Below are 13,302 nucleotides of genomic sequence, written 5' to 3' on the forward strand. Positions count from 1 at the left end.
CACCATGCCTATATCCTCGGTTAAAATTGCTTAACTTAATGACACAGTTAACAAAAAGGCCCTGCCGGAAATCCGACAGAGCCTTGATGATCTAACTTCTTTCTACTTTATTTAGAAATCATATTTCAATGTCAGATTAGCGTTACGTGGTGCGCCATAGGCTAACTGACTGTAAAAACCGATATTGGTGTAATACTTTTCATCAAATACATTATTGATATTCAGCTGAGCACTCAATGCTGGAGTCATCTGGTATTTGGCCATCAAGCGAACCAGCGCGTAACTATCCTGTTTTAACTTTTCGGCCTGACCTAACGGATTAGTTGCCATTGTGTAGTTAGAGCTTTCCCAGTTCACACCACCACCTAATGTCAATTGGTTCATTCGATAAGTAGTGAACAACGTTGCGGTACGACGAGGATAATTGGTATTAACGGCTGTGCCATCTGCATCTTCAGTCTGAAACTGTGACCAGCCCACCAGCAGATTCCAGTTCTCGGTGATGGCACCGGAAACTTCTACTTCAAAACCTTTACTGGTGGTACCTTCCGCCGCAACTGAGGCCTGACTGGTAGTACCTGGTACCAAAAATCCCGTGTCGGCCTGTGCCAGGTTATCCTGCTCTATACGAAATACCGAGAATGTAGCATTGACCCGGCCTTGTAAATACTCTGCTTTAATCCCTGCTTCGTAGTTTTCACCCTCCAATGGATCCAGATAATTACCATTGCGATCCTGGGCGTCTTGAGGATTAAAAATATCCGTATAGCTAACATAAGTCGAGTAGATGTCATTAATCTCATAAATCAAACCAGCATAAGGTGTTACAACCTGATGATGATCAAAGTTATAGCGATCACCGTTCCATTTCATGCCTTCAATTTCCCAATTGGTAAGTCGACTACCCAGGATTAATTTCAAAGGATCGGCAAGCGTTAGCCGAGCTACTGCATAACCGCCTACTTGTTTGGTTTTTTGGGTGGTATAGGTGGTTTTTTCACCCCACTCAGGTTCTGGGTATGAGCCATCCCAGTCATAAAAACTTCCTACCGGTGCAGGATTCAGTCGAGGACGTCTCTCGGTAATCAGATCCTGTTTGCTATGTAAAAAACCCACGGTTAACTCATGACTTTGACCAGCAAAATCGAAAGGTAAGGAACCATAAATATCAATATTGTCCTGCTCCCTTTCCACGTCATACCACGTCGGTCCAGAAGTTGTCATACCCAATCCAGTGGTACGATCCGGGTATCCGCTGAGAAATATCAAACGTAAATCAGCATCATTAATATTTTTGGAATATCCGGCATAAAGCTTTAACCCGGAATCAAATACATGTTCAACATTGGCAAAGTAATTGGTGTGGGTTGAACTCCATTCAGTCCAGTCAGCAGCATTGGTTTTCGAACGTGACCAATCTGTCCTGCCACCATCACTGAACCAGATGGGCAAGCCACCCCAGGTTGAACCAGTAGGTTTATTTTGTTGCTGGCTAATACCAACATTCATTAACGTGTTATCAGTAAGATCAGCCGCTAGCGTGCCATAAAACACCGATTTTTCATTTTCCAGCACATCGATAAATGATCGCTCATCCAGATAGCTGCCAACCAATCGTCCACGAACTGTTCCGGATTCGTTTAACGGTGTCGAAATATCGACCGTACCTTGATAACGATCCCAACTGCCGGCGCTGATAGAGGCATACCCGGTAAATTCTTTGCTGTCCGCCTTTTTTCGAACCAGATTAATAGCCGCTGAAGGATTACCCTCCCCTGAAATCAATCCACTGGCACCACGTACTACTTCAATACGATCATAGATAACTGTATCCATTTGTGATTCACCAGCAGCCCATCCGGCTTCCCAGGTGGTTGGCACACCATCAATCTGATAGTTATCAATACCAAACCCACGAGCTGAGAAACTGTTTCGTGAGCTATCTAGATTCGATGAAGTAACACCGGTCACCGTATTAACCACATCGGTCAGCGATTCCAGTTGCATATCGTCAATCATCTGACGGGTAATTACGGATACCGATTGCGGTGTTTCACGAATAGATAACCCCAATCGCGTAGCGGTATTCATTGAGCCGCTAGTATAGGAATTGGTGCCCTCTGTAGTATTACCAATACCGGTTGCGCTGACTTGAACCGGTGACAAAGTCACACTGTCCACCTCTGATGACGTACCAGTTGAACTGACTTGTAGCTGATAACTATCGCCCGAAGTTTTCACCACTTGCAGATGGGTGCCTTGCAGTAATTGTTGCAAAGCCGAATCGATTGAATGTTCACCAGTGAGGCCTGAGCTTTGAAGGCCTCGCGTTAACGCAGCATCAAAATAAATGTTCACACCTGCCTGACTGGCAAAAAGATTTAACACACTGCCCAGTTCACCGGCCTGAATGGCGTAACTCTGTGTGACTGTCTCTGCATAAGTGTTGGTCGAATATGCCGTGACCGGCATTAATAACGCACTGCATAACAATAAATGTCTGCTGGAGCCAGTTATCCGTTGAATGGCACGAACAATAGGCGTTCTTTTAGGTATCGATAGAGTGGTTTGCATAAGTCCTCGTGTATGAATAACGCAAGTTAATGGGTTACCCACAAAGACGAGTCAGCATTTGAAAAGGTGTAAGTTATTGAATTACGCCGAATGAACCGTCACCCAGTAACGGCTGCGAAATGTTACAGCTACTGGAAATAACCACGTTACCGCCATTAACGCTTGGTCGGTATTGCCCACATCAAATGTGCCACTGATATGAAATTTCGACAGCTCAGGTTCAACACGAATTACACCAGGACGATACCGGGCCAGCTCATTTAAAAAAATATCCAACGACATATCATTGATAATCAGCTTTTTCTGCAACCAGGCATCCTCACCCTCCACAAGTGCTGTAACAGGTTCAAAATTTGTTTGGCTAAAAATCAACTTGTTACCCGCCCTGCAAATGGTCTGCTGCTTATTAGGCAAACTGACTTTTACCTGATGCTCAAACACCGACAGAATCGTGTAATCTTTTTGTTGCTGAACAGAAAACCGCGTCCCAAATGGTTTTAATAAACCTTGGTGGGTTTGCACATAAAAAGGCCGGATATCACTATTCGAACTGGTGGAGATCATGATCTCGCCTTGTTGCAAGTTGATCCGTCGTTCGACTTCAGAAAAATGAACATTGATAGCCGACGCACTGTTCAACATGATGGTTGAGCCATCCGTCAGCTGCACTTCCCGGATTTCTCCGGTGTGCGTGGAATGATCTGCCAGCATCAAACCAGCAGGTGAATATTGCCAGGCAAGCCAGCTTGATGAAGAAATACCCACAATACCGGCGATGCTTTTGAGCACGTTCCTTCGAGTATTTGAAGGATGCTCTTCTGAATCTGGTGTAAGAGAATTAAATGCAACATCTCCGGGAAGTTGCTTGAGTTGTTGTTGCAGTTTTTCCAGTTGCTGCCAGGCCCAGTGATTTTCAGGTTGTTTCGATAACCAGCTTTGCCAGGCTTGCTGCGTTTTGTCGATATTGGTATTTGCCGTGAGTTCCACATGCCATTGGGCAGCATCCGCCAGCGCCTTCTGTTGCTGCGGTGTTAATCTCGCTAAAGCCGCTTTCATGCATCGAGCTGCTCATATAATGAAAATAACAGGCAATGCTGGGTGGCCTTTGCCATATATTTTTTCACCGAGCTTTCAGACATTCCCATCTCATCCGCGATTTCACGGTAAGTCATGCCCTTGAGTTGAGACATTAAAAAGGCTTTTTTCACCTTTGCACCCAAGCCATCCAGCATTGCATCAATGCGATATAAGGTTTCCAGCAAAATCATGCTCTGTTCAGACGAAATACCTTCCTGCTCTGGTTGCTGCATTAATGCTTGTAGATAAGATTGCTCAATTGTGCGCCGCCGAAAATGGTCGATCATCACCCGCTTGGCAACTGTTACCAGATAACTGCGCGGTTCGCGTATGGACTCAACTTTACCCTCAAAATCAGGTGCAGTAAGTAATCTGACAAAAGTATCCTGCGCCAGATCAGCCGCCTGATGAGAACAATTCAAACGCTCACGTAACCAGTTTTGCAACCAGCTGAAATTGTTTTGATAGAGTTTTTCCAAGCTTTCTGTAGGGGGGGGCGACAAAGGGGCATTCATAGAAATTATTCACAACCGTTAATGATAATGATTCGCAGTTGCATTCTATGATAATAAATTGTGTTGAGCAATAACATGAACTGTTACTTTTTAATTGTCCCCTTCATATCAAAAATTCATCCCGTGAATTTCAATATTTATATATTATTGGGTTAACTATGGCCGGTAGCCGCCAGTTTTGCGGCAATATAATCACTGTGTTCAACATGTAACAGGTTGCTGATGCGACGGATGACATGCTGTTCGATTTGATGGATTTCGTGATCGGCGTTGGCAAGTTGCCAAAGGATATGGATCAGTTCAATTTTCTTTTTCTGGCTGTAACGACGGTTGATCTCCGAGGTAAAGGCAAAATAATCTGTTGCAGATTTGTGTGCCTTTTCAGCTTCAGCCAGCAGGCTTTCAGCTGCAGTTTTATCAAGTGAAAAACGTTTCTGAAAAATGGCTAACAGCATGTCCCGCTCTTCATCTTTGAAATGATAATCTGCAGCAATTACTTCCACCATCAGTGAGGCAGCGGCAAGTCTAACAGAGAGATGCGCGGCATCACCGGTATCCTCATCATCGAGTAATTCGCGTTGTAACAGTTGTTTGAGCTTATCGAGCATAGGTTCTCCTGTACTCAAATGACAGATTAATTACATAGCAGTTCGTACAGATTATTTTGTCGAGTGCAAAATCACCGCCGCCTGATAGCGCGGCTTGCCGTAGCCCAACATGCGATTGAATTCTTTATGAGTCACTGGCACATAGAAGCTGTCAGTCAGGGTTTTGTCATCATCCCAATCAATATCCGGATCATGAAAATACACAAAGGTATCTGAAATGGATACCAAAACCACCCAATGCGGTGATTTGTTCTGATTGAGCCGGTAAGAGCTGATCAACACTACTGCCAGTGCTCCCTGGTTCAGATAGTCACGCAGTAAATTCACATCGATTTGCCGCATCTGCTGCTCGACTTCCGATGTTTCCAGTTGCTGCATAAAGTCTTGATGCACACATTCCATTACCGCTTTTTTATCTTCACTACGCACGCCATTTACAAACGGTACCTCGGCGCTATTGGTTATCAATGTGGTTTTGAAATAACGTCGCCAAGCTGCCAAGGCCAGCCCCTGAGCACTACAACCACCATGCCCGGAGGTCATAAATATGGTCGTGGCTTCCCGCCAAAGCTGTAATTCCAGACCACGGTCCAGATGCATTACCGGTTGCAGGGTTTTCATCGCCATCATCAGACTGGCCGGGCCACAGGTAAAATCGGTGCTTTGTGTGTAATGAAATACCTGCTGATGCAGTTCTTCGGGTTGCGGCTGCAACACTTTCATCATGCGTAATGCGTTGGCATGATCTTCGTAGTAGTCACTGACAATTTCAAACTGGTGATAGCCAAGGCTTTCATAAAGCTTTATCGCACCAACATTATCTGGGCGTACTTCCAGACGAATAAAACTACGACCGGCCGTCAATGCTGCCTGCTCGGCTTCACGCATTAAAGCACGAGCAATTTTCTGATTGCGATATTCGGGTAAAACCGCCAGCGAGTATATGCGCCCCAACGAGGTGCCTCTGGCGTAAAGCAACAATACATATCCCATTATGTTTTGTTGTTGTTCGGCGACCAGTAACAAGGCGTTGGCCTTATTGATCATCCATTTAAAACTGCGACGAGATAGCTGATCGCTGTCAAAACAGATATTTTCAATCGCCAGCAGGGCATCTACATCCGCTAAAGTGGCCGCACGAAATGTTATCGAATCTGTCTGCTGTTTAACTGCCATTTGCATTAGTGGTCAAACCCTCCAAAGCCATTTCGATGACTTGGCGTCCACGAAACAATACCAGCTCCTGCCACTGCGTTTCAGCAGGACAGAAAAAATCCTGCATCGCATGTTTGATATCCAATGTTTTCTGATCAGACCAGTCAATCTTGCCAGAATGTTGCAATTGCTGATCGGCAAAAAGCACGTTCAGCATTTGCTGATTACCAAAAGTGCCGAATTCCAATGTCAGAAAACACACATTGTCGCCTTGCTGGTGCCAGTAATAATCATGCAGACCGTGTTTAACACCTGAAGTTGATGTGCCCAGAGCAGGTTCGGTTACTGTCGCGCCAAATAATTCTCGTGCTTTTTTCTGTCCAGCCGTTTCAGGGGGATGATCGCAGATTAATTCACCGTAGCCATATGGTCCGAGTCCACTGTGAATATCAATAACAATGACATTATCGCGTTTGTCTGGTTTCAGTTGAGCGACCAGATCCTCAATCGTTTGTCGTGACCAGCTGGCTTTTTCACCGCCATAATAAAGTGCATCGGCCTTGCTGTATTGACCCTGGCTAAGTTTATCGAACTGTTCACGTTGCTCACCAATCAGTTCAATAGAATCGGTCTTTTTGCTCAGCTTATCCCAAACTGCCACGGCTTCAGTTGAGTCAGGCAACTTGGCATTAAAATCGACGAAGTTACGGTTGATATCAATGCCTTCATGGTCATTTCGGCTGGCGCAGGCGAATCCCCAAGGGTTTAAGGCATGCACCATCACCACACAAACATCGGCAGGTAAGCGTCGATGACGACCAACAAAATCAGATTGAATGGCAGAGCCGACGCCGCCTTCTACACCATGGATGCCGGACACCAACACTAAAACATTTTTTGCCTTGGGACTGCCGGCCCAGGCAATATCGCAGAACAAACGTTCGTTTTTAGGTCCACGAACGGGGTGGACAATATTGTTGACCCGTTCGACAATGGAGCTTGTTTCCACTGCTGATATGAACTTGTCTCGTGCACCAGCATAGCGTTGAGAAAACACACTCAGAACGGCTTCTGCATACATGACAACAACTCTCCTGTACTTAAATTTTCGGCGAAGAATAGGCGACTTTTATGATTTTGACCAGATAATCGGCGCAGTGGCAAAAATATTTATCACAACCATGACACAATCACTTTATGATGCACAAATCGTCTGGCTAACCTGAATCGGAGCACCGTTAAAGTCATATGACTAACCACTTGATAATTCTGGAAAATATCGAAGACTGGGCGCCTTATTTTCCCAGTGCACAAGTCATCGCAGTGGATGATTATCTGCAAACCCCTTCTCATATCGCGAGCGGTCGTGCGCAAATTATTAACCTTTGTCACGGTCTGGAATACTTAAGTCCAGGCTACTACTGTTCAATGGTGGCCGAAGCGCGCGGGCATCGGGTAATGCCGAGTCTGCGAACCATCAATGATCTGTCTCGAAAAAGTCTCTATGCCTATGACTTGTCAGATTTTGGAACACAGCTTGATAAAGTCATTGCTGCCAGTGATAAGCAATCTGAAACCAGCTTTAATCTGAAAGTATTCTTTGGCCAGTGTGAATTTAAAGGCCTGCAAAAACTGGCAAGACAGATTTTCGAACAGTATCCCTGCCCGATCATTGAAATCGAATTCAGTCATAAGGGCCATTGGTTAATTTCTGCCATCAAAGCAGCCCCGCTTAATCAGCTTAGTGATAGCGAACAGGATAACTTTGCCAATGCATTGGATGCCTTCAGTCATAAATTGTGGCGTAAGCCTTCTAAACGCCGTCAATATCGTTATGACATGGCGATTTTGCATAACCCCGATGAAAAAATGCCGCCCAGTGATGCCACGGCTTTAAAACGCTTTATCTCCAGCGGCAAACGTATTGGCATTGATGTTGAACTTATAACCCCAAGAGACTATATCCGTATCGCTGAATATGACGCCCTGTTTATTCGCGAAACCACAGCGATTCATAACCACACTTATAAATTTGCCCGACGTGCAGAAAGTGAAGGCCTGGTGGTTATTGATGATCCCACCTCGATTATTCGCTGTACTAATAAGATTTATCTGAAAGAATTGCTGGAAAAGCATAATTTGCCGATGCCGGAATCGCATCTTTTATATCGAAATGACAAAGTTGGATTGGAAAAAATCTGTGCCGAAGCGACCTTCCCATTAGTGATGAAAATCCCTGATGGTGCGTTTTCCAAAGGTGTTATCAAGGTCAATAATGCCGATGAACTGCGCAGCAATGCAGCCGATTTTTTCCAGCAATCAGCGATCATTTTGTTACAGGAATTTATGTTTACCGATTATGACTGGCGCATAGGTGTGTTCAATAACAAACCGATTTATGCCTGTCAGTATTTTATGAGCAAAGGCCACTGGCAGATTTATAACCACAACACCAAAAAAGGCACTGATTCAGGTAAATCAGCTGCCGTACCTATTTCCGAAGTTCCGGAAAAAGTACTGAAAATTGCCATAAAAACAGCAAAATTGGTTGGAGATGGTCTTTACGGTATAGATATCAAGCAAAGTGGAAGCCGCGTGGTATTAATTGAAATCAACGATAATCCCAGCATTGAAAGCGGCGTTGAAGATGCTTATCTGGGACCAGCGCTTTATGACGATATCATGCGAGAGTTTTTGCGCAGACTTGAAGCCAGAAAATCGCATCGTCAATAAAGCACCAGATTAAATATAAAAAAACCGGTGGTTGATAACTCAACCACCGGTTTTTTTGTTTGAAGCCTTTCGTTTAATTAAAACGAGTAACTGGCACCAACATGCAAGCCACGGCGCTCGCCAACAAAGTAACGGTAACCTTCAGGATTGTTTGGTGTTATTTGATAATCCGCACGTTCTGCATAATCGGTATCAAACAAGTTATGTACGCGACCATATAGCGTCAAACTATCGGTGACAGCATGAGAAGCGCGTAAGTTAAATACATCATGTCCTTCGTACTTTTCTGAGTTTGCATCATTAACGTAATACTCACTCATATGTACCCATTCGAGTTCAGCACGGCTTTTTGGTGTGACATTCCACCCTAAACGGACATTTCCCATACGTCTCGGAGCGGTAACCAAATAATTGCCTTTGTCGATGTTGCTAGTCTCTTTGTCAAAGTCATATTCATGTTTGGCAAAAGTGACATTGGCACCGATATCAAACAATGAGTTGAATGGATAAAACACACCCAATTCAATACCGGTATGTTTTGTCTTACCATCTGGAACATTTTCACTGCTCGAATCGGTAAAGAAATAATCTTTTTTCTTCATCTGATAAGCAGCAATTTCATATTGCAGACCATCACCAACTTTTCGGAATCCGACTTCAATGCTATCAATTGATTCTGAATCAGCACTGCCAGTTAAAGAAGGTCTAATCTGTGCACGATATAGATCGGTTGTCTGTGGGGCACGATTACCTCTTGCGTAATTAACAAACGCGGCAGTGTTTTCGGTTAACTCCTGGACTAACCCTAATTTAGGACTTAAGTTACTAAAGGTGTCTTTACCACTATCTGGTCGTAAGTATCGTGTTCCTAACTCACGTGAGTCTGTGTTATTGGTGTAATCATATTTAGTGTATTCATAGCGAACACCTGCCGTGACGCGGGTTTTATCCAATACCTGCCATTCAGAATGAATATAAGGTGCAAGTACGGTGGCATCCACTTCGTAGTCATAATGCACACCTTGTACAAATGGACCTGATGTCGGATTAGATTGCACTTCGGACAAATCACCTTGGGTATATTCAACGTCAGTGCCCACAATAATGGTGTGACCACCTTCCAGCTCATGGGTTAATGCCGACAGCAATCCAGCACTGGTGTGTTTGTTTTTTTCAATAGGTTGTCCGCGCAGGAAATGCATCAAAAAATCCATTTCGGTATGGCGCATATATGGCGTTAAACGAAATGAAGTGGTTTCATTCAGTTGACGTTCCCACTCAGTAGATAAACGGAAAGATTTGGCATTGCGATAGGCATCAATGCCACGTTCTTTATTAATATTACCTCTGGAAAGACTGCCATCTTTGTAGGCTTCAAAGCCTTCAACATATCCCGCTGTTTTCTGATTGAGATTGGTTGCGCTGAAAATAGTTTTGAAACTGTCCTGATCGCCATAATAGTCATGACGCAAAGTGATTTTTTGCTGATCATATCCAGCATCTTCGGCATAACCATTATCTGTTGTTCCATTGACGCTGACACGATAGCCATGACGCCCAACTGTGTCACTTACGGTCCCTTTGAATTTGTATAAATCATGCGGACCAACTGACAGATCAACTTGTCGTTCAAGGTTTAATGATGGTGCACGAGTTAACACATTCACCAGACCATGAACCGCATTGGAACCATAAAACGCACTGCCTGGGCCACGCACCACTTCAATGCCGCCAGCCTGTTCATAATTAGATTCAAACAAACCATTTACATTGGCAAAACCTGCCGCGCGTAATGGGATGCCGTCTTCCAAAAACAGAAATGAACCTGCACCAGCGCCACCGGTTAAAACGGGTGAACGAATAGAAGTCAGATGTTCCTGACCATTACCCCGTTGAATATTCACACCACTGATACGATTAATCACTTCGGTGATGTGATCAGGACGTACCAGATCGATTTCTTCTTCTGAAATTTTGCCGGTATTGCCTGCTAATTCTAGAATGGGTGTACCAGAGCGAGTTCCGGTGACAACCAACTCGTCAAGAGATAAATCCTGATCTTCCTGAGCTTGAGCTGGCAAAGCAATATTCAAACTGGCTAACGCTATTAAGAGTGGCAACTTCCGTAAAGTCGGCATGAGCTATGATTCCTGAGCAATGTGTTGTAAAAAGATGACGCATTCTCTCATGTTGTGTTTTTGCAACACATCAGAAAAATCCTTAAATAACGTTGAAAAACGTCCTATCATCCCCATCTATTGACCCAGATCAATTTTAAATCCGAATGAGCCCATGGAATATAAAGACTATTACAAGATCCTCGGCGTAAGCCGCACCGCGACACCAGAGGAAATTAAAAAAGCCTATCGCACCCTGGCGCGTAAGTTTCATCCCGATGTCAGTAAAGAAGAAAATGCCGAAGAGAAGTTCAAAGAAGTCGGTGAAGCCTATGAGGTGCTGCGAGATAAAGAAAAGCGTGCTCAATACGATCAATTTGGTGGTCAGTTCCGCCATGGCCAATCGTTTTCTCCTCCACCAGGCTGGGAAGAAAACGTTGGCGGGTTTGGACAAGGTAACTTCAGCAGCTTTTTTGAAAACATGTTCGGTGGCATGGGCGGAATGGGGGGCGGCCGGAGTGATAATTTCTTTGCAAGAGGTGAAGATGTTAACGCCAAAATCACTATTTCATTAGAAGATGCGTTTAATGGCGCTAACAAGTCCATTCGTCGACCTGCGGGAGCCTCTCAGTCTGGTACCGTTAATGTGAAGATTCCTGCCGGTATTGAACCTGGTAAAAAAATTCGCTTAACCGGACAAGGTAAAGCCGGAATGAGCGGCAAACCTGGAGATTTATATCTGGAAATCCAGATTGCCCCGCATTCGCTTTATCGTCTCGAAGGTAGGGATGTTTATCTGGACCTGCCTATTGCCCCTTGGGAAGCCGCTTTAGGTGCCAAAATAACTGCGCCAACTTTAGCCGGAAAAATTAGTCTGAATATCCCGGCAGGTGCTAGAAGTGGACAAAAAATGCGTTTGAAAGGACGAGGCCTGCCCGGCAAAACCGCTGGAGATCAGTTTGTCGTTTTACAAATCATAACGCCTCCGGCAACCACTGCTGAAGCTAAAAAGTTTTACCAAGAAATGGCTGAAAAATTACCCTTTAACCCTCGTGAGAACATTTGAAGCATTTGAGGAAAACAAGATGATGAACAAGCTAAAATCTGCTGTTGTCTGGTTAGCTGGTATTACACTTTTAACACAGGTTGCTGTTGCTGCACTGCCTTTCCCATGGCTCGGTGATGACAACCAAATGCCAACGTTGGCACCGATGCTGGATCAATCCAAACCAGCTGTTGTAAATATTGCAACACGTAGCGAAGTGAGAATTCAGGATAACCCGTTATTAAACGATCCTTTTTTCCGGCGTTTTTTTAACCTACCTGAACAACAACAGCCTCGTACCCGTCAGGCGCAAAGCCTGGGAAGTGGTGTTATCGTAAATGCCAAAGAAGGTTTGGTATTAACTAACAATCATGTGATTCAACGTGCTGATGAAATTACTGTTTCACTGCATGATGGCCGTAGTTTCCAGGCTGAAGTGGTTGGTAGCGATCCAGCCACTGATGTTGCTGTAATTCGTATTCCTCCTGAAAACCTTACTGCTCTACCCTTGGCGGATTCAGATAGCCTGCGTGTAGGTGACTTCGTTGTAGCAATTGGTAATCCCTTTGGACTCGGACAAACTGTGACTTCGGGAATTGTCAGTGCGTTGGGTCGTAGTGGTTTAGGTCTCGAAGGCTATGAAAACTTTATTCAAACTGATGCATCAATCAACCCAGGTAATTCGGGTGGTGCATTGGTGAATTTACGCGGCGAACTGGTCGGTATTAACACCGCCATTTTCTCACCGGGTCAAACCGGTAATATCGGAATTGGTTTTGCTATTCCTAGCAATTTGGTCAAACAAATCACCGATCAACTACTGGAACATGGGGAAGTACGCCGCGCTTATTTAGGTGTGCAAATGCAGGATATTACACCCGAACTTGCCCAAGCCTTTGGTATTGAAAAAAATCGTGGTGGTGCGGTTGTGACCAATGTGATCCCGGGCTCTGCTGCTGAAAAAGCTGGATTAAAAGTGGGTGATGTAGTGACAGCTGTTGACGGCGTTTCGCTGGTTAATGCCGATAATCTACGTAATACCATTGGTCTGTTAATGGTTGGGCAAACTATCCAGTTGGAAATCATTCGTGATGGTAAAGCGCAAACCTTAACTGCTGAAGTAACAGAAGCTCAACGTAGCGCAGCAACTCAAACGGGTGAAGTGCACCCCAAACTAGCTGGAGCAACGTTTGGTGATATTGAACCAAGCTCACCGGCTTACGGCAAAGTTGAAGGTATTATGCTTTACTCCGTTCAACGTGGCAGCCCATCTTGGAATGCCGGTTTACGTAGCTATGACATCGTGACCTCAGTAAACCGCCAGCCAGTTAATAATCTGGAACAGTTCAAACAAATGGTCACTAATCAACCTGAACTATTATTAAATATCGTTCGGGAAAATCAGGCGATGTTCTTGTTACTGCGATAAATCAACTGGCGCGGAGTTTCAACTCCGCGCCCTGTAACATCTATATCGG

At 44.6% G+C, this 13,302-nt stretch carries 10 protein-coding genes; 3 read left to right on the plus strand and 7 right to left on the minus strand.

Annotation, left to right across the window (positions count from 1 at the left end; all coding sequences use genetic code 11):
- Nucleotides 1–111: 111 nt before the first annotated feature.
- The 6 genes from A9E74_RS00920 to A9E74_RS00945 all read right to left on the minus strand — a co-directional run bounded on the left by A9E74_RS00920 (nucleotide 112) and on the right by A9E74_RS00945 (nucleotide 7,010).
- Complete coding sequence (locus A9E74_RS00920; RefSeq protein WP_069294792.1) at nucleotides 112–2,574, minus strand: TonB-dependent siderophore receptor; 2,463 nt, start codon at nucleotides 2,572–2,574, stop codon at nucleotides 112–114.
- A gap of 81 nt (nucleotides 2,575–2,655) precedes the next feature.
- Nucleotides 2,656–3,630, minus strand: a complete 975-nt coding sequence (locus A9E74_RS00925; RefSeq protein ID WP_069294793.1) for a FecR domain-containing protein — start codon at nucleotides 3,628–3,630, stop codon at nucleotides 2,656–2,658.
- Nucleotides 3,627–4,130, minus strand: coding sequence for a sigma-70 family RNA polymerase sigma factor (locus A9E74_RS00930; RefSeq protein WP_245651991.1), 504 nt, complete (start codon nucleotides 4,128–4,130; stop codon nucleotides 3,627–3,629). Before A9E74_RS00930 ends, A9E74_RS00925 begins: the two co-directional genes overlap by 4 nt.
- Nucleotides 4,131–4,318: 188 nt before the next feature.
- On the minus strand, nucleotides 4,319–4,774 hold the full coding sequence (locus A9E74_RS00935; RefSeq protein WP_069294795.1) for a tellurite resistance TerB family protein: 456 nt from the start codon (nucleotides 4,772–4,774) through the stop codon (nucleotides 4,319–4,321).
- Between the two features lie 51 nt (nucleotides 4,775–4,825).
- Nucleotides 4,826–5,956, minus strand: a complete 1,131-nt coding sequence (locus A9E74_RS00940; protein ID WP_084002796.1) for a GNAT family N-acetyltransferase/peptidase C39 family protein — start codon at nucleotides 5,954–5,956, stop codon at nucleotides 4,826–4,828.
- Complete coding sequence (locus tag A9E74_RS00945; RefSeq protein ID WP_069294796.1) at nucleotides 5,940–7,010, minus strand: DUF2817 domain-containing protein; 1,071 nt, start codon at nucleotides 7,008–7,010, stop codon at nucleotides 5,940–5,942. The genes A9E74_RS00940 and A9E74_RS00945 overlap by 17 nt, the downstream gene beginning before the upstream one ends.
- A gap of 167 nt (nucleotides 7,011–7,177) precedes the next feature.
- Between A9E74_RS00945 and A9E74_RS00950 the strand changes: the two genes are divergently transcribed.
- The gene (locus A9E74_RS00950) at nucleotides 7,178–8,662 is read left to right on the plus strand and encodes a RimK family protein (RefSeq protein WP_069294797.1); all 1,485 of its coding nucleotides are present in this window, start codon (nucleotides 7,178–7,180) and stop codon (nucleotides 8,660–8,662) included.
- A 77-nt stretch (nucleotides 8,663–8,739) separates the two neighbouring features.
- Here the strand turns inward: A9E74_RS00950 and A9E74_RS00955 are convergent, their stop codons facing one another.
- On the minus strand, nucleotides 8,740–10,800 hold the full coding sequence (locus A9E74_RS00955; protein ID WP_069294798.1) for a TonB-dependent receptor: 2,061 nt from the start codon (nucleotides 10,798–10,800) through the stop codon (nucleotides 8,740–8,742).
- 154 nt (nucleotides 10,801–10,954) lie between these two features.
- On the opposite strand from A9E74_RS00955, the gene A9E74_RS00960 reads away from it, so the two are divergent.
- Entirely contained in the window at nucleotides 10,955–11,845 is an 891-nt protein-coding gene (locus A9E74_RS00960; protein WP_069294799.1) for a DnaJ C-terminal domain-containing protein, read from the plus strand.
- Nucleotides 11,846–11,864: 19 nt separating this feature from the next.
- Nucleotides 11,865–13,253 (plus strand): DegQ family serine endoprotease, encoded by a 1,389-nt coding sequence (locus A9E74_RS00965; RefSeq protein ID WP_069294800.1) that lies wholly within the window; start codon nucleotides 11,865–11,867, stop codon nucleotides 13,251–13,253.
- Nucleotides 13,254–13,302: the final 49 nt, after the last annotated feature.

The organism is Methylophaga muralis, assembly GCF_001720165.1.
GTDB classification, from domain to species: domain Bacteria; phylum Pseudomonadota; class Gammaproteobacteria; order Nitrosococcales; family Methylophagaceae; genus Methylophaga; species Methylophaga muralis.